This window comes from Arthrobacter ipis, assembly GCF_014694315.1.
Taxonomy (GTDB): domain Bacteria; phylum Actinomycetota; class Actinomycetes; order Actinomycetales; family Micrococcaceae; genus Arthrobacter; species Arthrobacter ipis.
Genome location: NZ_JAAOXD010000001.1, coordinates 503,059 through 523,071 on the forward strand (window position 1 = coordinate 503,059; position 20,013 = coordinate 523,071).

At 65.6% G+C, this 20,013-nt stretch carries 29 protein-coding genes and 1 pseudogene; 20 read left to right on the forward strand and 10 right to left on the reverse strand.

The features are described from left to right. Positions 1–359, reverse strand: a 359-nt coding sequence (locus G9E11_RS02395; RefSeq protein WP_190602591.1) for a hypothetical protein, incomplete at its 3' end; no start/stop codon positions are given. A gap of 498 nt (positions 360–857) precedes the next feature. Between G9E11_RS02395 and G9E11_RS02400 the strand changes: the two genes are divergently transcribed. After that, entirely contained in the window at positions 858–1,514 is a 657-nt protein-coding gene (locus G9E11_RS02400) for a DNA alkylation repair protein (RefSeq protein WP_190602593.1), read from the forward strand. Between the two features lie 39 nt (positions 1,515–1,553). Here G9E11_RS02400 and G9E11_RS02405 read toward each other — a convergent pair whose 3' ends face one another. Continuing rightward, the gene (locus G9E11_RS02405; RefSeq protein WP_190602595.1) at positions 1,554–2,924 is read right to left on the reverse strand and encodes an ammonium transporter; all 1,371 of its coding nucleotides are present in this window, start codon (positions 2,922–2,924) and stop codon (positions 1,554–1,556) included. 392 nt (positions 2,925–3,316) lie between these two features. Here G9E11_RS02405 and G9E11_RS02410 point away from each other — a divergent pair, with 392 nt between their 5' ends. From G9E11_RS02410 to G9E11_RS02425, 4 genes are all read left to right on the forward strand, one after another. Then, a complete protein-coding gene (locus G9E11_RS02410) occupies positions 3,317–3,589 on the forward strand; it encodes a hypothetical protein (RefSeq protein WP_190603672.1) in 273 nt (90 codons plus the stop codon). Positions 3,590–3,597: 8 nt separating this feature from the next. Then, positions 3,598–4,038, forward strand: a complete 441-nt coding sequence (locus G9E11_RS02415; protein ID WP_190602597.1) for a DUF1810 domain-containing protein — start codon at positions 3,598–3,600, stop codon at positions 4,036–4,038. A 96-nt stretch (positions 4,039–4,134) separates the two neighbouring features. Next, positions 4,135–4,311, forward strand: coding sequence for a CsbD family protein (locus G9E11_RS02420; RefSeq protein WP_190602599.1), 177 nt, complete (start codon positions 4,135–4,137; stop codon positions 4,309–4,311). 205 nt (positions 4,312–4,516) lie between these two features. After that, entirely contained in the window at positions 4,517–5,053 is a 537-nt protein-coding gene (locus G9E11_RS02425) for a hypothetical protein (RefSeq protein ID WP_190602601.1), read from the forward strand. A gap of 31 nt (positions 5,054–5,084) precedes the next feature. Here the strand turns inward: G9E11_RS02425 and G9E11_RS02430 are convergent, their stop codons facing one another. After that, positions 5,085–5,588, reverse strand: a complete 504-nt coding sequence (locus G9E11_RS02430) for a metallophosphoesterase family protein (RefSeq protein WP_190602603.1) — start codon at positions 5,586–5,588, stop codon at positions 5,085–5,087. Positions 5,589–5,620: 32 nt separating this feature from the next. Between G9E11_RS02430 and G9E11_RS02435 the strand changes: the two genes are divergently transcribed. From G9E11_RS02435 to G9E11_RS20920, 7 genes and pseudogenes are all read left to right on the forward strand, one after another. Next, complete coding sequence (locus G9E11_RS02435; RefSeq protein ID WP_190602605.1) at positions 5,621–6,139, forward strand: NUDIX domain-containing protein; 519 nt, start codon at positions 5,621–5,623, stop codon at positions 6,137–6,139. Between the two features lie 6 nt (positions 6,140–6,145). Beyond that, positions 6,146–6,496 carry a TraR/DksA family transcriptional regulator gene (locus G9E11_RS02440; protein WP_190602607.1) on the forward strand — a complete coding sequence of 117 codons (351 nt, stop codon included), beginning with the start codon at positions 6,146–6,148 and terminating at the stop codon, positions 6,494–6,496. Positions 6,497–6,579: 83 nt separating this feature from the next. Further along, positions 6,580–6,768: a DUF1918 domain-containing protein gene (locus G9E11_RS02445; protein ID WP_102972420.1), complete on the forward strand. Its 189-nt coding sequence runs from the start codon at positions 6,580–6,582 to the stop codon at positions 6,766–6,768. Beyond that, the gene (locus G9E11_RS02450; protein WP_246468646.1) at positions 6,707–7,255 is read left to right on the forward strand and encodes an LpqB family beta-propeller domain-containing protein; all 549 of its coding nucleotides are present in this window, start codon (positions 6,707–6,709) and stop codon (positions 7,253–7,255) included. Before G9E11_RS02445 ends, G9E11_RS02450 begins: the two co-directional genes overlap by 62 nt. A 109-nt stretch (positions 7,256–7,364) precedes the next feature. Continuing rightward, positions 7,365–7,568: pseudogene (locus G9E11_RS20910) on the forward strand (DUF5671 domain-containing protein); the annotation flags it as partial. Between the two features lie 92 nt (positions 7,569–7,660). After that, on the forward strand, positions 7,661–8,530 hold the full coding sequence (locus tag G9E11_RS20915) for a hypothetical protein (RefSeq protein WP_246468752.1): 870 nt from the start codon (positions 7,661–7,663) through the stop codon (positions 8,528–8,530). After that, a complete protein-coding gene (locus tag G9E11_RS20920; protein WP_246468648.1) occupies positions 8,479–8,937 on the forward strand; it encodes a hypothetical protein in 459 nt (152 codons plus the stop codon). The genes G9E11_RS20915 and G9E11_RS20920 overlap by 52 nt, the downstream gene beginning before the upstream one ends. An 18-nt stretch (positions 8,938–8,955) precedes the next feature. On the opposite strand, the gene G9E11_RS02460 is transcribed toward G9E11_RS20920, so the two are convergent. Further along, positions 8,956–9,660 (reverse strand): endonuclease/exonuclease/phosphatase family protein, encoded by a 705-nt coding sequence (locus G9E11_RS02460; RefSeq protein WP_190602609.1) that lies wholly within the window; start codon positions 9,658–9,660, stop codon positions 8,956–8,958. A 158-nt stretch (positions 9,661–9,818) separates the two neighbouring features. Further along, positions 9,819–10,190 carry a hypothetical protein gene (locus G9E11_RS20925; protein ID WP_246468651.1) on the reverse strand — a complete coding sequence of 124 codons (372 nt, stop codon included), beginning with the start codon at positions 10,188–10,190 and terminating at the stop codon, positions 9,819–9,821. Between the two features lie 55 nt (positions 10,191–10,245). On the opposite strand from G9E11_RS20925, the gene G9E11_RS02470 reads away from it, so the two are divergent. Continuing rightward, a complete protein-coding gene (locus G9E11_RS02470) occupies positions 10,246–10,530 on the forward strand; it encodes a DUF427 domain-containing protein (RefSeq protein ID WP_190602611.1) in 285 nt (94 codons plus the stop codon). 69 nt (positions 10,531–10,599) lie between these two features. After that, positions 10,600–11,403: a thioesterase family protein gene (locus G9E11_RS02475; RefSeq protein ID WP_190602613.1), complete on the forward strand. Its 804-nt coding sequence runs from the start codon at positions 10,600–10,602 to the stop codon at positions 11,401–11,403. Between the two features lie 12 nt (positions 11,404–11,415). On the opposite strand, the gene G9E11_RS02480 is transcribed toward G9E11_RS02475, so the two are convergent. After that, positions 11,416–11,799 (reverse strand): DUF2177 family protein, encoded by a 384-nt coding sequence (locus G9E11_RS02480; protein ID WP_190602615.1) that lies wholly within the window; start codon positions 11,797–11,799, stop codon positions 11,416–11,418. A 16-nt stretch (positions 11,800–11,815) separates the two neighbouring features. On the opposite strand from G9E11_RS02480, the gene G9E11_RS02485 reads away from it, so the two are divergent. Next, positions 11,816–12,565, forward strand: coding sequence for a lipoate--protein ligase family protein (locus G9E11_RS02485; RefSeq protein WP_190602617.1), 750 nt, complete (start codon positions 11,816–11,818; stop codon positions 12,563–12,565). Positions 12,566–12,575: 10 nt separating this feature from the next. Here G9E11_RS02485 and G9E11_RS02490 read toward each other — a convergent pair whose 3' ends face one another. Continuing rightward, a complete protein-coding gene (locus G9E11_RS02490) occupies positions 12,576–12,938 on the reverse strand; it encodes a VOC family protein (RefSeq protein ID WP_190602619.1) in 363 nt (120 codons plus the stop codon). A 161-nt stretch (positions 12,939–13,099) separates the two neighbouring features. Between G9E11_RS02490 and G9E11_RS02495 the strand changes: the two genes are divergently transcribed. Further along, on the forward strand, positions 13,100–13,357 hold the full coding sequence (locus G9E11_RS02495) for a hypothetical protein (RefSeq protein WP_190602621.1): 258 nt from the start codon (positions 13,100–13,102) through the stop codon (positions 13,355–13,357). 14 nt (positions 13,358–13,371) lie between these two features. Here G9E11_RS02495 and G9E11_RS02500 read toward each other — a convergent pair whose 3' ends face one another. Beyond that, complete coding sequence (locus G9E11_RS02500) at positions 13,372–13,629, reverse strand: mycoredoxin (RefSeq protein WP_078028863.1); 258 nt, start codon at positions 13,627–13,629, stop codon at positions 13,372–13,374. A 102-nt stretch (positions 13,630–13,731) separates the two neighbouring features. Here G9E11_RS02500 and G9E11_RS02505 point away from each other — a divergent pair, with 102 nt between their 5' ends. Further along, positions 13,732–14,481 carry an SOS response-associated peptidase gene (locus G9E11_RS02505; protein ID WP_190602623.1) on the forward strand — a complete coding sequence of 250 codons (750 nt, stop codon included), beginning with the start codon at positions 13,732–13,734 and terminating at the stop codon, positions 14,479–14,481. A 60-nt stretch (positions 14,482–14,541) separates the two neighbouring features. Here G9E11_RS02505 and G9E11_RS02510 read toward each other — a convergent pair whose 3' ends face one another. Continuing rightward, a complete protein-coding gene (locus tag G9E11_RS02510; protein WP_190602625.1) occupies positions 14,542–14,964 on the reverse strand; it encodes a VOC family protein in 423 nt (140 codons plus the stop codon). Positions 14,965–14,978: 14 nt separating this feature from the next. Here G9E11_RS02510 and G9E11_RS02515 point away from each other — a divergent pair, with 14 nt between their 5' ends. After that, on the forward strand, positions 14,979–15,305 hold the full coding sequence (locus tag G9E11_RS02515) for a chorismate mutase (protein ID WP_190602627.1): 327 nt from the start codon (positions 14,979–14,981) through the stop codon (positions 15,303–15,305). A 109-nt stretch (positions 15,306–15,414) separates the two neighbouring features. Here G9E11_RS02515 and G9E11_RS02520 read toward each other — a convergent pair whose 3' ends face one another. Beyond that, positions 15,415–15,801 carry a hypothetical protein gene (locus tag G9E11_RS02520; RefSeq protein ID WP_102972335.1) on the reverse strand — a complete coding sequence of 129 codons (387 nt, stop codon included), beginning with the start codon at positions 15,799–15,801 and terminating at the stop codon, positions 15,415–15,417. A 155-nt stretch (positions 15,802–15,956) separates the two neighbouring features. On the opposite strand from G9E11_RS02520, the gene G9E11_RS02525 reads away from it, so the two are divergent. Both G9E11_RS02525 and G9E11_RS02530 read left to right on the forward strand, forming a co-directional pair. Then, positions 15,957–16,322 (forward strand): hypothetical protein, encoded by a 366-nt coding sequence (locus tag G9E11_RS02525; protein WP_190602629.1) that lies wholly within the window; start codon positions 15,957–15,959, stop codon positions 16,320–16,322. Beyond that, positions 16,319–19,930, forward strand: a complete 3,612-nt coding sequence (locus G9E11_RS02530) for a DNA polymerase III subunit alpha (RefSeq protein WP_190602631.1) — start codon at positions 16,319–16,321, stop codon at positions 19,928–19,930. Before G9E11_RS02525 ends, G9E11_RS02530 begins: the two co-directional genes overlap by 4 nt. Positions 19,931–20,013: the final 83 nt, after the last annotated feature.

Genomic DNA, 20,013 nt, shown 5'->3' on the forward strand with positions numbered 1-20,013 from the left:
GGAGCAGGCTGGGCGGGAGCCGCCGCTGCCGTCGGCGCGGCGGCTACGGCGGGCGCGGTTGTGGCGGTGGAAGCGGCGGCAGGAGCTGCGACGGCGGGTGCAGCCTTTGCGGGAGCGGCAGCAGCAACGGCTGCCGGCACAGCGGCCGTTGCCGCCTTAGCCGCTGCCGTCTTGGCTGCCGCCTTTGCTACGGCAACCTTCGCCTCTGCTGCCCTGGACGCGGCAGCCTTGGCGGCCGCAGTCTTGGTAGCCGCAGTCTTGGCCGCAGCAGCCTTCGCGGCTGCTTCCTTCGCGGCTGGGGCCGATACGGTCTTGGCGGAAGCCGGCTCGGAGGCCTGGCCTGTGGAAGCCGTTCCCACGGCGGCAGCCTGACCGGGAACCTGTTCCGCGGAGGGAGCGAGGCCGCATCCGGTCAGCGAGAGTGCGCCGATGCTAATGGCAATGGCTATGTTCTTCTTAAGCAAAAGACCCCTCCGGGCACACGGCTGCCGCGCAGAAGGCAGCCACAATCTAGGTGGTAAAGAAAAGCACGAAGCGATTCTTGGCCCCGTCGACGGGGCCGGAGCAGCCGAATTGCCGCTCTGCGCATCCGGAGCCCAGCGTGGCCTCCGGGGCCCACATGGGGCCGTCCCTTGCGGAACAGGCGTCAACGTTACTTGATCGTTACCAAGGCCCGCAAAACGCCTGAAAGGCCGCAGGCTGGCCGTGCAACCGTTTCCCCGCACTGACCTGCGGCAACACTTCTTATGAAGGGGGCCGGAAACGCGGCGTCACCCCGTCGTCATCAGTGAGGACCAGGGCCAAGAGACAGGTGGTCCTAGTTAGACTGCCCGGCGCCCGGCGGAAAGAATGAGCTGATGAGTGCTGCCGGCGAGTTCGTGGATGACACCCTGCAGCGCGAGGCGTCGTGGTACCGGGCCGAGGATATGCGCCACCGGTTCGGCAGCGGGATGCAGTACTACGGAGCATCGGTCGGCGCGGTGCGCGGAACGGTCCGTGATGCCCTACGACGCCATGCCGGACTGACCCACGATGAGATCACCGCCCTGACTTCAGAACTGTGGGGGGTGCCTGTTTACGAGCGGCGCCTGGCCGCCGTCGTCCTCCTGCAGTCCAGGCTGGAGCTGCTGACCAACTCCGACCTGACGCGCATGGAGGGCTTTGTGCGGGACGCGCACATGCCCACGCTCGTGGACCCGCTTGCCGTCGACGTCATTGGTCCGCTGGTGGAGCGGCTCGGGGGCCAGGCGCGAGTGCGTGCCGACGCGGTGCTGGACCGGTGGGCTGGTGACCCGGACGTCTGGCTCCGCCGCGCGTCGCTGATGGCGCCCCTGCGGGCACTTCGATCGGGTGGGGGTGACTGGGACGGTTTCGTCCGCCGCGCCAGGATCGCCGCGGACGCACCACCGGCGATGACGGCGGCGGACAGCAGCCCCGACCGGGAAGCCGTTGACGCCATGCTGGACGCGGTGGCGGAGCGAAGGCCTGAGCTCCGGCTCTCCTTCCGCCGCTAGGACACCGGCCCTGCGACAGCAGAAGTAACAGCGGGAATGCTAGGCGGAAGCCGGTGCGGGCTGCAGTTTCTCTGCCGCCTCGGGGGAGACGGCGTCGTCCGCGGCCGGGATACCCGGCGTGCCTGCGGGGCGAACGGCCGGAGCCACAGAGATGTGCTGGCGGAGCGGGTGGAACTGGCTGTGCCCCATGCTGCCGAACTCGTAGGCGCTCTCGGCATGCTCCGACCGGTCGACGCCGGCAACTTCGGCCTCGTGGCTGACGCGGAAGCCGATGGTCTTGTGGATCGCGATGCCGATGATTGCGGTCATCAGGCCGGAGAGCGCGAGCGTGATGAGAACGGCAACGGTCTGGGCGATGAGCTGCTGGACGCCGCCGCCGTAGAAGAGCCCGCCGCCTTCGCCGTTGACGGGGAGGGCGATGAAACCGAGGGCGAGGGTGCCGACCAGGCCGGAGCCCAGGTGCACGCCGACGACGTCGAGCGAGTCGTCGAAGCCGTACTTGAACTTGAGTTCGACGAAGAGCGCAGACGCCACGCCCGAAACGAGGCCCAGGCCGATGGCGGCCGCTGGGCTGATGTTGGCGCACGACGGCGTGATGGCCACGAGGCCGGCGACGGCACCGGACGCTGCTCCCAGGGAGGTGGGATGGCCGTGGCGCACCTTCTCCGTGAGGAGCCAGCTCAGCATGGCGGCGCACGGCGTAACCAGGGTGTTGACCCAGATCAGCCCGGCCTGCTCGGCTGTGGTAGCGGCGCCGGCATTGAAGCCGAACCAGCCGAACCAGAGGAGGCCCGCGCCGAGCATGATGAACGGGACGTTGTGCGGGCGGTGCCCCGGGTCCTTCCCGAAACCGTGGCGCTTGCCGACGATCACGGCCAGTACGAGGGCGGCAACGCCGGAGCTGATTTCGACGACGGCGCCGCCGGCGAAGTCGATGACCTGGCCAAAGATGGCGGTCACTGCTCCGCCCTGGCTCATGAGGCCGCCGCCCCAGATCATGAAGGCGAGCGGGCAGTAGACGGCCGTGATCCAGATCGGCACGAAGAGTACCCAGGCGGTGAACTTGGCGCGGTCGGCGATCGCCCCGCTGATGAGGGCCACGGTGAGGATCGCGAAGGTTCCGGCGAAGCCGGCCTTGATCAGGTCGGGAGTGCCCATGAGACCGCTCAGACCGAAGCTGGCGAAAGGGTTGCCGAACAGACCCAGGACGCCTTCGCCGGTGCTCATGGAGTAGCCCCACAGCACCCAGACGACGCCCACGATGCCGGCGGACACAAAGCTCATCATGATCATGTTGAGGGAGGCCTTGGCGCGGGTCATGCCGCCATAGAAGAGCCCCAGTGCCGGGGTCATGAGCAGCACCAGTGCCGCCGACACCATCATCCAAACGTTCGCCGCAGTGATTTCCACGCGCTTTCCCTTCCCAGGAAACTCATCCTTTCCGCGGACCGCTGATGCCGGCGCCACGCCCCTCATTGATATTCGTGGACTTATGTTTCGGGTCCGGGCGTGGCAAGTTACACGCGGGTTTCAAAAATCGCGCCTACGTAAAGCCCGCGTGACTGCCGTGTTTCGTGTTTGTTAACGGCACCTGATGGCCGGGGTGCTTTTTGCTGATTCTGCAGCCGTTTTGCCCGGAAACGCTGGCCGAACCCCGTGCGCCGTGGTGAGGGTTGCCGCAGTTATGCCGCGTTACAAGCACATGAATGAAACACATCCATATCCGGGTCCCGTGCCTGGCGCGGGATGGTTTCCCTGCCGGACCTGTTGACCGGGTCTGAGCGGTGCGCCCACCATGGGATATGACTGATTCTGCAGCTACCGGCGATGACTACTTCACTGAGAATCCGCACGCGGATGTTGCGGCGGAAGCGGGGGATGCCGCAGCGGAAGCGGACAGCTCCGCTACCGTCGAAGACATTGCCGGGGACGTGCGGGACGAGATCCGGCTGGGCCATGTGGAGGACGAGGTGAGCCATGTGCTCGAGGAACGGCTGGACGAAGCCGGCATCAGCATGCGGCCTGAAGACGTGGACGACCTCGCCGAAGATATCGAGCGGGATGTATCCAGCTAGGAATGCCCATGAACGACCCGCATAACCTGGAACGGTTCGTCGCCGCGCAGAATGACGGTGCCACCTACGCCCAGGCTCTGGAGGAGCTGCGCGCAGGCAGCAAGCGCAGCCACTGGATGTGGTTCGTCTTTCCGCAGGTTGCCGGCCTGGGGCAAAGCGCCACCTCCAGGCGGTACGCCATCGCATCCCTTGATGAAGCACGGGCGTACCTGCAGCATCCTGTGCTTGGACCGCGGCTGATCGAGTGCGCCACCGCCGTCGATAACGTGGGCAACCGGGGCGCGGCAGAGATTTTCGGCGGCATCGACGCCCGGAAGCTGCAGTCCTCCATGACGCTGTTCCTGCGGGCGGCACCGGATGAACAGGTGTTCCGGCGCGTATTGGAGCACTTCTTCGGCGGGGAGGCCGACGCCGCCACAGACGGGCTGCTGGCAAGCCCGCGCATGTAAGTGGTAGCCGCCCTTCACCCGGATAGTTGGCGGACCTAGACTGGGAGCACGAGCCAGCCTGCAGCCAGCGGGCTGGGCAGACGGAAGGACAGTGGCATGGGTCTGGACGACAAAATCGACAACGCAGCAGAAAAGCTTGGCGGCAAGGCCAAGGAAGGGGCGGGCAAGGCCGGCGACGACCCGGGCCTGGAGGCTGAGGGTAAGACTGACCAGGCCAAGGCCGACCTGAAACAGGCCGGTGAAAAGGTCAAGGACGCTTTCAAGAAGGACTGACCAAACAGGATCACCACGCCTGGCGCTCCGCCTGTAGCGGAGATCTGAAGGGAGTCCCGCCCGCGAAACCGCGGCAGGGCTCCCTTTCCTGTTGGCATCTATATAAAAATTCGGTTGGATTTATTCTGGCGTGCCTAGCGGCCACCCTGTCCGGCGTGCAGAGTGAGGGTACGGATCCTCGGCCCAGTGATCGAAAGGAACCACCATGCGCTCTGCCCATCGCCCGCACTTGGTTGCCTTACTGGCGGCGGCCGTCACACTTGGCCTGGCCGGCTGCGGTTCCAGCCCCACGCAGGGCGTTTCGCCCGTTACCCCGCCGTCCGCCGTCGCCCCCTCAGGCACCACTGGTACCGCTGCTGGATACTCCGGAAAGCTGATCCCCTTCGCGTTCCCTGACCGCCCGCTTTCCTTCCAGTACCCGGTCGAATGGCATGCCGGATATTTTGAGGGCGGTGGGAAGCCGTCGCTGTCGGGTACTGCAACCGTGTCTGACCCCCAGAGCAGCAATAATCTCACCGCATATTTGGGCCAGATGGCAGATGCGGTGAGCCATCCGGTGAACAGGACCGTCTTCGAGTCGGAACCGGTCCCGGGTCTGAGCGGGCAGCCCGCTCCTGCGGCCAACTACTCGTTCTATGTGGACCGGACGGACGGCAAGCCGACCTACCGCATGCACCTGACGGCCGGGACACCCGCTGCCGGCGCCGAGGGCAGGCTTCTTTTGAGCATGTCCTACCGCTAGCAGGAGCCCTGGATCCGCCGTGCCGAAAGCCCTAGGTGGTGACCTCCACCAGCTGGACATCACCTAAACTGCCATTGACGACGACGGCGGTCATGTACGTGCACACAGGTTGCCGGCGGCGGTCGGTGGGGGAGCCGGGGTTGAGCAGGCGCAGGCCGCCGGGCGCCACCGTGTCCCAGGGAATGTGCGAGTGGCCGAAAACCAGCACGTCGGTGTCCGGAAAGAGGGCTTCGCAGCGCTGCTCCCGGCCCTTCGCCTGACCGGTCTCGTGGATCATGCTGAACCGGACGCCATCGAGCGTCACACTGGCCGTCTCGGGCAAACGCCGCCGAAGCTCGTCGCCATCGTTGTTTCCGTAGACACCGATCAGGCGCCTGCTGCGCTGTTCGAACTCGTCGAGCAGGCCGGCACTGATCCAGTCACCCGCGTGGAACACCACATCAGCAGTCTCGACGGCGGCCCACACCTGCTCGGGCAGTGCCCGGGCGCGCTTGGGGACGTGGGTGTCGGCAACAAGGACCAGGCGCAGGCTCATCGAAGCATCTTCCCATGGGGCAGACTGGGACGATGGAGAAAATCGTTCCGCCCTCACCCGGCGATCCCCGCCGTCCCCTTGGCCCCCGCGACCCCGGCGATGCGTGGGTGGAGGGCGACCGCGGACGGTTCTGGGGGCGCTTCGGATCGGCCGGCCTTCTGGTCCATGATGTGGAGAAGGGCGTTCTGCTGCAGCACCGTGCCACCTGGAGCGACCACGGCGGAACGTGGGGGCTCCCCGGCGGCGCGCTGCACCAGGGCGAGGACGCCGTGACCGGCGCACTGCGTGAGGCCCACGAGGAGGCGGCAGTACCCGAACAGAGCGTCAAAGTGCTCTTCACGTCCGTGTTCGACGTCGGCTACTGGTCCTACACCACCGTGGCAGTGCGGGTGCTGGAGCCCTTCGAGCCGGCCATCAACGATCCCGAAAGCATCGAACTGCTGTGGATTCCCGTTGAAGAGGTGGCCGGCATCAACCTGCATCCTGCCTTTGCCGCCTCCTGGCCGGACCTGCGGGGCAGGCTGCTGGACGGCTCCAGTAATGAACACTGATTAGCCATGAATACTGAGAAGTTCCGGCTGCTGCTGGAAGAGGAACGCGCGAGGAAGCTCGCCCTCCTGCCGGCGCTCACCGCAGACATCGCCTCCGCGAACGCAGCCCGGCAGAACTCCAACGTCGACGACGAGCATGACCCCGAAGGCGCAACCATCGCCTTCGAACTCTCGCAGGCGTCGGCCCTGCTGGACCAAAGCCGGTCCGGACTGGCGGAAGTGGACGCCGCCCTTGAGCGGATCGAAGCGGGCACTTACGGAATATGCACGGTGTGCGGAGAGCAAATCGCCGAAGGGCGGCTGGAGGCCCGCCCCTGGACCCCTTTCTGCATCCGCCACACGGGCGGCCGGGCCTAATCTCAGCCCGGCAGAGGAGGATGCCCGGGGGCTGTTCCACCGGAGGGAAGAGCATCGTACTCTAGGGCTGGGAGGTGATTGCCATGCAGGCAACCCAGGGAGACCGCATCATCATCCGGGGCAGGACGGTGGAGTCCTCGGACCGGCACGGTGAGATTCTGGAAGTCCGGGGCGCCGACGGAGCGCCGCCGTACCACGTCCGTTTTGACGATGGTCACGAGACCATCCTTTACCCCGGCGGCGACTTCACCGTCGAGCACCACACCACCTAGCTGCCCGGATGACAGCACCGCCACGGCCGACCGGACCCTGATCGTAGTCCTCACCATCATTGCCGGTCTCGTCGCCGTGGCGCTCGCTGTTGTCTTTTTCCGCGGCCTGCCGGAGCCGCTTGCTGAGAATACGCCGGCGGGTGTGGTCCAGCGGTATGCGGCTGCCGTCCTCAACGGTGACGAGGCGGCTGCCAGGCGGTACTCGACTGACGGTCGTTACGGGACCGTGCAGCCGGACGGGCCATGCACTCGGGTGGAACGTCCTGCGGCGGGCACGCTCCGGATTACGCTGGCCTCCACTGTGGAGCATGCCGACACAGCGGACGTTCACGTCGTCCTGGCCACGTCCAACGGCAGCGGTCCTTTCGGGAACCCCGAATACGAGAGTGAGGCCGTGTTTGGCCTGGAACGGGTCAACGGCACCTGGCTGGTGGCGACCGCCCCATGGCAGCTCACCATCTGTCCCGTTCCGGCGGCGAAGCCGTGAGTAACGTCCGGCCCGTACGCGTGAATCACCATCGCCGGCGGTGACCACGGTGCGGCGGCTGGTGGTCTTTGTACTCCTCTTTGTCCTCGTGCTGATCGGCGCTTCCGGCGTGGGCGGCCTGTTTGAGCGGCTGTTTAACTCGGGTGCAGGGCCGGCCGGGAACGACGTCGGCGGCCTCGCCCGGTCCCTTCCGTTTGCACTGGTCGGTGGATCCATGGCCGCGGTCCTGTGGTGGCTCGTGTGGCGCCGGCAGGGGGAGGAAGCGGAGCGCTCCTCGGTTGCATGGGGGCTGTACGTCTCCGGCGCATACATCGTTGCCCTCATCACCGCGGTTACGGCTGTGCTCGGCGCCGTAGCGCAGTTGGTGGGACTGCTGGCCTGTGCCGCGTCCGGCCCGGCGGGTGCTTGGGTGAGGGCCTGGAATGGCGTTCGTCCCTGGCCACGGGTGTGGTGTGGGCGGCCGTGTGGGCATGGCCCCGGTGGATGTGGCAGCACCGTGGCAAGGGCCCGCGCCGGCTGCACACCGTCCCGGCGCTCGCGGGGTCTGTGTTCGGTCTGCTGCTAGGTGCCGGCGGGGCCGTGGCTGCTCTCGGCAGTCTTCTCGATGCGGCGCTGCGGGGGCTGGCAGGTACACATGACGTGGGAACGCCCTGGTGGGTTTCGGTGCTGCAGTCACTCTTCTGGGCGGGCGGCGGGTTCCTGGTTTGGTGGTGGCATTGGGTCCGCGGCGAAGCTTGGCGCCTGTCCTCGCCGCTGGCCAACGTGGCCGCGGCGTTCTTTGGCGTGTTTGGCGGCTGCAGTACGGCAATGGCCGGCGCCATCACGGCGGTTTTCGTCCTGCTGCGGCTGGCACTGGACCGCTCCGAAGACATGATCCGGCTCGTGGATCCCCTTGGCCCCGCGCTGGCCGCGGCAGCTGTCGGGTGCCTAGTCTGGCGCTACCACGCGTTGCTCACGTCCGCGTGGTCGGAGAAGATGCGGGAGACGGGGCTGCTGCTGGCATCCGGAGTGGCGGTGGTCGCTGCGGCCTCAGGTGTGGGAGTTGTTGTCAACGCGGCCTTGGGCTTTGCCGAGACGGCGCTGGCGGGAACGGGGACGCGCACACTGCTGCTGGGGGGAATCAGTGCCCTGGTTGTGGGCGGTGCGGTCTGGTGGTGGGCGTGGCAGCCGGCGGACCGCCGCGGGTGGTTGGCTACCAGGCCTTCGAGTATCTGCTGGACCCTGTGCCCTCCGGAACCCTGGTGGGACGGATCCGGGCGCCGCTCGGACTGCTGACCGCCACCGCGCTCGTGGCCGTCTATCACTACAGCGTCTGGCGCAGGGAGCGTGCGGTGCTGCCGACGGACGCGGGCTCGCTGCAGGAAACCGACTCACTGCAGGAGGCTGGCCGGGTGCAGGACACCGGTCCGGTACGGACCGCGCGACGGACGATCGGCCAAGTCGTCCTGGTGACGGGCTCCGATCCTGTTCCACTGTCACGCGCCATCCACGAAGCCTCCGGTGCCGACGTGACGGTCTGGCTGCGGTCCGGCCTACCGGCAGGGCCGGACGCGGGACAGCCGGATGCCAGGACGCTTATGACCGCGCTGGAAGGTGTGAGCGCAGAGCGGGTGCTGGCCGTCGTCGGACCCGGCGCCCGGATCGATGTCATCCCGGTACAGGCCACACCGCCCCATGAGTGAAGCCTCCTGACGGAAGCCTCAGGAAACGGGCTGCCCCTTGATCGGTGACCGGTCGGCGCCGTATTCGGCCGTCACCAGGATGGGCAGGTGGTCCGATTTCCCCCGGGGGAGCGTTTCCACGCTTTCGATGTCGAGGCCCAGTGACGTAGCAAAGTCGAAGTGGCCTTTGAAGACCTTGTACCGGGTGTAGGTCCTGCGGTTGCTCAGGGACAGGGCGTAGCCGGAGTTCTTCATGTGCGTGTCAAGGTTCTTGGTGAAGAACGGGTAGTTGAAGTCGCCCACCATCAGGGTCATGAGGCCCGTGCCCATGCTGAGCAGCTCGGCATGCGCCGCGTGGATCTGCTTGCGCCGCAGCGAGTTGGACGCTGTGAGCGGGGCGGCGTGGAACGAACCCACCACCAGCTCATGGTCAGTTTCATTGTCCACCATCCGGGTGCCGATCAGCCGCTCATGGGCCGGTGCCATCACGCGGTCGTGCATCGACTTCTTCAGGGCAAAGGTCTGGGTATCCAGGGCCGTAAACCGGTCAGCCCGGTAGTAGATGGCCAGGCCCAGCCTGTTGCCCTTCGTGTAGTCGGCCAGGTGGAGCGGGCCGAGCGTGTCAGGCAGATCGGAAGAGTCACATTCCTGAAGGCAGAGGACGTCTATCCCAAAGTTGCGGGCCAGACTCATCAGTTCACCGCTCGCCTTGTGCTTGCGGAGGTTGTAGCTAATAACTCGCATCGAACACCTCTTCCGAGGGCTGCTAGAAGGACCAGTCTCCGAGTCTACCCAGATCATCATATGGAGATCCGTACATTAAGCGCGCGTCCGGCGAGGCAAAATATGCCGCGCCGGACGTATGCCAGATTCTGCAAAGGAGCTGTGGCCTCTGGCCTGAATTACCTTCCGCCGGGGCCGCTTCCCTGCGTGTACTCTCCGGCCGTGACCGTGCCGCCGTCGAGGCAGCCCTCGCCCAGTCCGGACTCCACCTTCGCCGTGCCTCCGGTGTACACCGTGTACTGCTTCCCTGCTTCGATGGCTGCTGCGGAAAAGACCAGCGAGCCGGTGGCTTTGGTGGTCACAAACGTGGCCACGAGCTTGCCGTCGGCGTTGTGGTGCACCACGAACCTGTCCAGCGCCCAGGCGGTGGCGCCGCCGGCGGACAGTGTCAGGGCAAGGGTGGACCCGGACTTATGCCCGCCGTGAGCCGGGCATTTGAGGAAGCTATGAAAGCTCCCGGCCAGCCGACGCGCTCCCGCCACAGGAATCATTGCGGACAGTCGGGTGTTGTGGAGGAAGCGAACCTGTCTTGGAGGAGGAAGCACCATGGTCAGAGCGGTCTGGAACGGCGCCGTGATCGCTGAGAGCGACGCCACCGTGAAGGTGGAGGGAAACCACTACTTCCCGAAGGCGTCAGTGCGCACCGAATACTTGGAGGACAGCTCCCACTCCACGTATTGCCCCTGGAAGGGGGAAGCGAGCTACTACAGCCTGCGGGTTGACGGCCTGTGCAATGAGAATGCCGCCTGGTACTACGCCGATCCGTCTTCTGAAGCGGCCGGGATCAGGGATCACGTGGCGTTCTGGCACGGGGTCCGGATCGAAGCCTGAGACGGCTCCATAGGCCGGAAGCGATAGAGTGAACCGGGATTAACCGATCACGCTTCGAAGGAGTCACCGTTGACTGCTGAACTCACGGAACTCGCCGGCGGCGACTTCTACTACCAGGACCTGGGCGGCGGCCGATTCCGCTCCACCATCCACGCCCAGGGGGCGTGGAACGCCCACGAACAGCACATGGCCCCGGCGTCGGGACTCCTGGCTGACCGGCTGGACCGGCACCAACCCCGGGACGGCATGCGGATGGCCAGGCTCAGCTACGAAATCCTGGGACTGATCCCCGGCGGTGAATTTGAAATCGTCACCGCGACGTTGCGCCCGGGACGCACCATCGAGCTGCTGCAGGCTGAACTGGTGGCGGCCGGGCGTGTGGCCATCAGGGCGACGGCTTGGCGCATGGTCACCAGCGATACAACCGCCGTGGCCGCCGTCGAGGATGGGTCCATCCCCTCACCGGAAGAATGCAAGCCCTATGACGGTGCGAGCGTGTGGCCTGGGGGCTACATCCGCTCCCTGGAAATGCGGGTGGCGGAAGGCCACCGGCCCGGCGCCGGGAAGGTGTGGCTGCGCACGGACCATCCGCTGACGGACGGAAACGACAGCACGGACATGGCGAGGCTCATGGGTCTCGTGGACACCGCCAACGGCATTGCCGCCCGGGTGCCTCCGGGCAAGGGCAGTTACGCCTTCCCGAACCTGGATCTCCAGATCCACATGTACCGGCGGCCGGAGGGCGAGTGGCTCGGGCTGGACAATGCCGTGTCCTTCGGTGCTGACGGCATCGGCCTCACCTCGACGGTGCTTCATGACCGGTCCGGCCCGTTCGGCCGGGCGGAACAGATCCTGACCTTGCGGAAGAGCTGACCCGCGGGCCGGCTAGTGGAAGACCAGCCAGCCCGCCAGCGTGGCGAGGCCGGTCAGCAGGGCGCCCCACGCCATGTCCACAACGATGAGCTGCAGCGGCCAGGTCTTGAGCGTCGCGGCGTTGGTGAGGTCGTACGTGGCGTAGGCGAAGGCGCCCAGCGCCGCCCCGTGGCCGACGGCGGTCAGCCACGTGCCGCTGTCGAGCGCCGGCCGCAGGGCAAAGAAAACGATGCCCGAAATGTAAATCAAATAGAACGCCACGGCGTACCCTAGATGGGGCCGGTCGGCCAGCAATTCACCGATGTGGCTGCGGTAGAACGGGTTCATGAGCTTGAGCCACACGGCGTCGATCACGGCGAAAGCAGCGGCGACGACCAGAAATTGCAACACGACCATAAGGGAGCTTAGCAACATGCAGCAGGCCGGGGCTGATTCACGGACTCTGACCCTCGTCCGGCAGGAGCAGTCCCTCGGCGCCGTCCGTGACCTTGACTTCGGGATCGAACTCCTCGGCAAGGCCAGGGCCGGGGACATCGGATCCACGCTTCGGCTGTACCGGCCCGCACCGACTGTTGCCTTCGGCCAGCGCGACACCCGCCTGCCCGGCTTCGGCGCCGCCGCCCAGACCTGCCGCGACCTGGGGTTCGAGCCGCTGATCCGCAAGGCGGGAGGCCGCGCGGCCGCGTATCACGAAGGCACGCTGATCATTGACCACGTGGAGCCGCACAGCGATGCGATCGCCGGAGCCAAAGGGCGTTTCGCATTTTTCGGCGAAATGCTGGCGGGAGCACTCCAGAGCGTTGGCGTGCACGCCGCCGTCGGCGAGATTCCGGGGGAGTACTGTCCCGGCGAATACAGCGTCCACGGCTTCGCGCCCGGGGTCCCTGACCACCGGATCAAGCTGGTGGGCACAGCGCAGCGCGTGGTGTCCGGCGCCTGGCTGTTCAGCTCTGTGGTGGTGGTGGAGAATTCGGCGCCCATCCGCGAGGTGCTGACGGCCAGCTACGAGGCCCTTGGGCTGGATTGGGATCCCGCGACCGCCGGCGCGGCCAACGACCTTGTGCCCGGCCTTGACGTACAGGCCATCGAGGACGCGGTGGTCCGCACCTACGCGGAGTACGCCACACTGGGGCAGGCGGACTTCAGCAGTCTCCGCGCCTAGCGCTGCCGGGTCATTCGGTGGCCGGGGGGATTTGGCAGATCATGAGGACGTTTCCGTCCGGGTCCCGGAAGTTGAACCACTGGTCATCGTTGACCTCGGTGAGTTCCACGCCCCGGGTTTTCATGAAGGCATGGGCCGCATGGATGTCCGCTGTGTTGAAGTGGAACGCGGGAACCTGGAAGACGGCGCCGGGGGAGTAGATCTTGCTGTCCAGGACGAGGCCGGCCCCGTCCATGGGGAGTATGTACAGATGGTCCAGCAGGACCTTGTCATCGGCGGGCACGCCCAGCATGCCGCAATACCAGTCGCGGGCTTCCTCGATATCGCTGACAGGGACAAAGACGGTGCCGATCTGCGGTGAAACTGGACTCACAGCAATCCTTTGGAACGCGGGAAGGAACTCGAACTGTAACGCGCTGGACTGGCCGCCGCCAGGAGCGGGGCCCGCCGGGATTTTTCGTACCCAGACCTGTCGATTTCAAACGCGCGGGAGAGGACGATTAAGGGACAGCCGCTGAAAAAAGGAGGTCGGTGATGTGCTATTCATCGCGGGCGGATTTCGGCTGGGACACCCGGAAGGATGCCCTCCGGAAGCCTGAGGTGCACCTGGAACCGGCGCCGCCGGAAGCTGCGCCCGGGAAGCCTGTGGACCATCCGGAACCCCGGACCCATGCAGACGACACCAAGCTGTGGGCCTTCCTGGCCCGCCGCAAGGAGCCCCGCCAGGAAGCCCACGCTCGCAGGCCGGTGCAGGACCGGATCGACGAAAAAGTCTTTACTGGTGAATCTTGATTGCGGCGTCAGCCCTACGCGGCCAGCCTGCTCTTGACCTCGGCTGCAGACGGGTTCGTGGCAGCGGTGCCGTCCGGGAAGAGAACGGTGGGGACGGTGCGGTTGCCGCCATTGATCTGCTCCACGAGCTCGGCCGTGCCGTCAACCTCTTCGATGTTGATCTCGGTGTAGCCGATGCCCTGGGCGTCCAGCTGCTTCTTCAGCCGGTTGCAATAGCCGCACCAGGTGGTCGAGAACATGGTGATGGTGCCGTCTTCGGGGGTAAAGTCCACGGGCTCTCCTCGGATTGATATGGTCCTGTCGGTTTCCTTCCCCACAACCGTAACCCGGGCACCGGTATTCCCCAGTCTCTGTTGCAATGGCATGCTGGTGCCATGTGTGGACGTTACGTCATGGCCCGGGCAGTGGGGGATTTGCTGGCAGAATTCGACGCCGAGCTTGAGAACGAAACCGAAATCCCGCCGTCGTGGAACGTTGCCCCCACGGACGGTGCGCCCATCGTCCTGGAACGGCTTATCGACGGCGGCACGGTCCGCCAGCTGCACGTCGCCCGCTGGGGCCTGGTGCCGTCGTGGGCGAAAAGCCCGGGCATCGGCGCGAAGATGATCAACGCCCGGAGCGAGTCGGTCCTCGAGAAGCCGGCGTTCCGCAAAGCGGTGCAGTCGAGGCGCTGCGCCGTCCCGGCGGACGGCTACTACGAATGGAAACAGGGCGAGGGCCGCAACAAACAGCCCTACTACGTCCACCCCCGTGACGACTCCGCCATGGCCTTCGCGGGACTGTACGAGTGGTGGAAGGACCCGTCCGTGCCGCCGGGTGAACCCGCCCAGTGGATGCTCTCGATGTCCATCATGACGGCGGACTCACCGCCGGCGGGAACTGAAGGCACCGTGTTCGCCGAACTTACGGCGCTCCACGACCGCGTCCCGCTGCCCATGAGCCGCGACACCATGGCAGCCTGGCTTGACCCGCAGGTTGACGACGCTGCCGGCCTGGTGGACCTCGTCCGGTCCGGCGTGAAGGACGTAGCCGCCGGCTGGCGGGTGGACTCCGTGGGCAAGGCGGTGGGCAACGTCCGCAACAACTCTCCGGAGCTCATCGAGCCTGTGGAGGCACTCTTCTGAGACTGACTTTTGGGGGTCACGGACTAGCTGACCTGACCGGAATCAGGGCCGAGCCTGGAATCAGACGGTGACCTGGCCGCCGTCGTCCACTGTCCACGTGGGGTTGAAGGCAATTTCCCAGCGGAAGCCGTCCGGATCGGCGAAGTATCCGGTGTAGCCGCCCCACGGCTGGGTCTTGGGAGGGGCCACGACGGACGCGCCGGCCGACTCTGCCTGAGCTATTACCTGGTCTACCTGCTCGGCGCTGCCGACGTTGTGGCTGAGCGTAATGCAGGGGACTGCGGAGGGAGCATCAACGGCGGCCTCGGCCCGCATCTGCGCGGCATCCCACAGGGAAAGAATCAGGCCGTGGTTGGCCTGGATAAAGACCACCTCATCGGGAACCTCACGGTGGACCGGCCAACCCAAGCCGTCCACATAGAAGCGCCGGGAGGCGGCCACGCTACGCACTCCCAATGAAATAAAATCGACTCTGGGCTGCATGGTTCGATACTGTCATGATCATGCCCACAAATCACGGAGACGAGAAAAACGCCCAGGCTGACCGGGAACAGCTCGCCGCCGTGCGGGTTGCGGTGGACGAGGTGGACGAGCAGATCGTCACGCTGATCGCTCGCCGCGAGCGCCTGATCCGCATCGCGGGAACCCTGAAGGGTGACGACGCTGAAGTGCGGGCGCCGGGACGCGTGGAACGGGTCATCGAGCATGTGCGCTTGGCCGCAGAGAAAAAAGAAATAGACCCGGACATCGTGGAAAGCACGTACCGGGCCATGATCTCGAAGTTCATCGAGCTTGAGTTGAAAATCCACAACGACAACAGCTGAGCTGTTGCTTCTGGCTGCGGAGAGGCTCCGTCCGCTGACAGGCGCGCCGGGGCGCGGGGCCAGCTGATCCGGGCTGCTGCCCGGTGCCGCTCGCGGGGGCGCTGACCCTCTAGAGCTTCTCCTCGACAGGCACGCCGGACTGGAATTCCCGCCCGTCGGCCTCGCTGAACGCGGACATGAGGTGGCTCTTGTCCAGCCCAAGTACCGTGCTCATCGGGAAGTTGCCCGTGATGGTGTTGCCCGAGTGCTCAACGCTGCTGAGGTCGAAGTTCTCCTCCGTGCCGTCATGGCTGAAGGAGTAGATCGAGACCGCCTCGCCGTTCATGAACTCGATTCCCAGCCTCCGTTGATGAGAATAATCCGGAGTGGCAGCCACGAGCCCCACAACAAAGGCTCCCGATGCTGGAATGTTGCCGTCGATATCGAACCTGGCCACCAATGTGCTTTCTTTGGCGGCGATGCTTACCTGCTTCAGGAGCGCGTCATTGGAACTCATGGGACCATCCTGCCCTGTGAGCCGCCGTCCGTCCACACCCATCTAGGTTTTGTCCCCGGCCCGGCGTAGACTGGAACTATTCGAATACATATTCGAATGACTGCTTTGAATGACTGCGTATTTCTGCATGATGAGATTGGTATCCGGAGGCACCCATGGGAACGTTCAGCGAGTCTGTTGACGTCGTCTGCGCACCTACCGGTGAGGCGGCGGAGCTTCGCTGGGGCGGCAGGGAATACCGGGTCTGCGCTGAACCCTTGCGCTGGTACGAACGCCGCCAGTGGTGGGCCGAAGAACGGCGTGCCCCGCTGGGTAGCGGGCCCGGGCTTGTTGACCATGAGATCTGGCGGGTGCAAGTCCTGCCTGCCGGCAGAAGCGGCCCGCAGGAAACTCCGGCTGCAGAACCCCCTGAACCACTAACCCTTGACCTGGTGCGGCATACCGGCAGCGGACGCTGGCGGCTGCTCCGCATCCACGACGCCCTCCTCCCTAAAGACGCACTCCAGCACAAATCAGCATGAGCTTCACTCATCTACACGTTTCCACCGCCTTCAGCGCCCACTACGGTGTCTCCTGGCCAGATGAACTTGCCCAGGCAGCTGCGGCCCAGGGAGCGACCGCCCTTGGGTGTACTGACCGGGACGGCCTCTATGGCACCGTAAAACACCTCAAGGCATGCATGGCTGCCGGGATTGACCCGGTGGTCGGGGTGGATCTGTCAGTGTTCGACGACGAGGGGGACCATGAGGGCGGGGTGCCTGATTCGCAGATGGCTGGGGTCCGGTTTTCCAAAACCCGGTTTTCGGCGGAGCGCGTCACCGGCCGGGTCGTTATCCTCGCTCACGGGCATAACAAGGGTGCGGGGTACAAGGCACTGTGCCGGCTGATCTCCGACTCACATGCCCGCACCACGGGCAAAGCCGGGGGAACTGTGCCTGTTGCTGTCACCAGGGCTGAACTCGCATCACGCGTCCTGGACCCGGAAACCCTGAAGCCGGTGCTTACCGTGCTGCTGGGCCCGGACTCCGACGTCGGCCTCGCACTGGGCGGCCGGCGGTACCTCCGGCCCCGCACCCTTTTCAAAAGCTGGCTGGACGCCATGCCCGCCGGAAGCGTCGCGGCGGAGATCGTCACCCACCTCAGCGCACCGGGTGAACCCTTGAGCACGGCCCACGCGGTCCGCATGCTCAAGCTGGCACAGGAGTACGGCGTGCCGGCCGTGCTCACCAACGCAGTCCGTTACTGCGAGGAGGACGGGGCTGCCACCGCCGACGTCCTGGATTCGGCCCGCACGCTCATGTCGCTTCCCGAACTTTCCGCCGCGCCGCTGCTTCAGCCCAACGGGCAGGGCTGGCTGAAAACCCCGGACCAAATGGTGGAGCTGGGCAAGGAGATCATCCATGCCGCCGGCTACGGTGCCGCCGATCTTCAGGTGCTGCTCGCACAGACTGAGGCGCTCGCGGACCGGTGCCGCATGGATCCCGTGTCCGACATGGGCTGGAAGCAGCCGGTGGTGCCCGAGGCTGCCGTCATCGGCATTGAAGGGGACCCGCTGGCAGAACTGGCCCAGCGCTGCGAGGCCGGAATTGCACGGCGATTCCCCGGCATCTCCGGGAAGGCGGAAGCAGACATGCGCGCCCGGCTGCAGCATGAGCTGAAGATCATCGCCCGCCTCGGCTTTGCCTCCTACTTCCTCACCGTGGCCGAAGTTTCCCGGATGATCCTGGACATGAATGTGAGGGCAGCAGCCCGGGGATCGGGTGCTTCCAGCCTGGTCAACTATTTGATCGACATCAGCCAGGTAAACCCCCTCCAGCATGACCTGATCTTCGAACGGTTCCTCTCCGGCGACCGGTCCACGCTGCCTGATATCGACATCGATGTGGAAAGCGCTGAGCGGCACAACGTCTACCGGAGAATCTTTGACCGCTTCGGCTCCCAGCGCGTCACGCTGATGAGCATGCAGAACGGCTACCGCGCTCGCGGTGCGGTGCGGGACGCCGGCATGGCGTTGGGGATGGACGACGGCGATGTCGGGGAGATTGCCAAACAGCTGTGGCGCTTTTCGGCACGGAAGTTCCGGGAGGCATTGGAGGAAAAACCGGAACTTCGCGAGTTCGCCGGACGGGTGGAACAGCGGAACTTTTCTGAGAACCAGCAGCTGGACCTGCTGGTGGACCTGACCGAAAGGCTGGACCGCCTTCCGCGCCACATCTCCATGCACCCCTGCGGGGTGATCCTCGGAGATGCCACCCTGCTGGACCGGACCCCGGTCCAGCCCAGCGGCCTTGGCCTGCCCATGAGCCAGTTCGACAAACACGACATGGACCCGATGGGCATGCTGAAGCTGGATGTCCTGGGTGTCAGGATGCAAAGTGCCATGGCCTTTGCCGTGCGGGAGATCATCCGGATCCACCCCTCCAAGGCTGAAGTGGTGGCCGCCGGAGCCCATCCCGCTGGGCCTGGGGGCAGCGGGCCGGACTACATCGCCGAGGACGGCCTGATCGACCTCAATGCCGTGCCCCTTGATGATGAGCCGACTTATGAGCTGATCAGAAGCACCCACACGCTGGGATGCTTCCAGATCGAATCGCCGGGCCAGCGGGAACTGGTGGGCAAGATGGCCCCGCGTGAGTTTAACGACCTCATCATCGACATCTCACTGTTCCGTCCCGGCCCCATGAAATCCGACATGGTCCGGCCCTTCCTTGAACACAGGCACGGCTTCGCGCCGGAGACCTACCCGCACCCTGATCTGAAGCCGGTGCTTCAGGAAACCCACGGCGTGACGGTCTTCCATGAGCAGATCCTGAGGACCTTTGATGTGATGACCGGCTGCGGGCTGGCGAAAGCCGACGAGTTCCGCCGGGCGCTGAGCAACGAGGTCAAGGAGGGCCAGGTCGAGGAGTTTTTCCGCCGTGAGGCAAAGGCCAGGAAGTATTCGCCGGAGGTGGTGGACAGGGTCTGGGGCACGCTGAAATCGTTCGCCAGCTTCGGGTTCTGCAAAGCCCACGGCGCCGCTTTTGCCGTGCCCACCTATCAGTCCGCCTGGCTGAAGGCCCACCATCCGGAGGCCTTCCTCGCGGGCCTGTGGGAGCACGATCCCGGCATGTACCCCAAACGTCTCCTTGTGGCCGAGGCGCGGCGCATGGGCATCCCCATACTTCCGCTGGACATCAACCGCAGCGGGGCGGAATACCGGGTGGAGCGTGTCGCGGAGGGCCCGGACCGGGGAAAGCTGGGCATCCGGCTGAGCCTCAACGGCATCTTCGGGCTGTCCGGTACTGAACTGAAGCGTATCGTTGCCGGCCAGCCCTATGACTCACTGGCGGACCTGCGGGCACGCTCCAGGCTGAGCAAGCCCAGCATCAAGCGGCTCGCCCAACTCGGTGCCTTTGACACGCTGCACCGGGAATCCGGCGGGACAGCCAACCGGGCAGACCTTGTCCACCACCTGCAAAACCTGCAGAGCAAGCCGGCAAGGAAAGGCGCGGAGGTCATTGAGGGACAACTCGCACTGCCCCTGGGGGATGTCGAGTTGCGGAACGTCAAGCCCGGGCTGCCTGAGCCCACCACAGTGGAGAACGTCCGGGCGGAACTGGACCTGATGGCGGTTGACGTCAGCGAACACCTGATGTCCAGCCACCGGCCGCTCCTGGACAGGCTTGGCGTCACCACCGCGGACAAGCTGCTGGGGCTGCGCAACGGCACGGAGGTGCTGGTGGCCGGTGTCCGGATCGCCACCCAGACCCCGCCCATGCGCGGCGGCAGGCGGGTGGTGTTCATCAGCATCGACGACGGCACCGGATGCGTGGATTCCGTGTTCTTCCACGAGGCCCAGGAACACGCCGGCCCGCTGCTGTTCGGGACCCGGCTGCTGCTGATCCGGGGAACCACCCGACGGACCGGTCCGCGCGGCATCAGCCTCAGCGCCAACATGGCCTGGGACCTCAGCCAGGTGGACACCCTGCCGTTCCCCGAACGGGAAACCGGTGAACGGGGGAGCGCTGACCCGGGACATCGTGAACCAGGGGGCGCCGGATCAGATAACCCTGAACAGGAGTTCTGGCAGCCGGGACCCCTTGAAGGTATCAGCAGAAACCTGGCTATCACCGGCCTGGGAAGCTGACCGGACCCGTTCATTTCCGCTTTTCCGCCGCATTGTTCCACTGGCCGCCACCGTGGCGCTTTGGCTCGCCACTTCCGCAACAG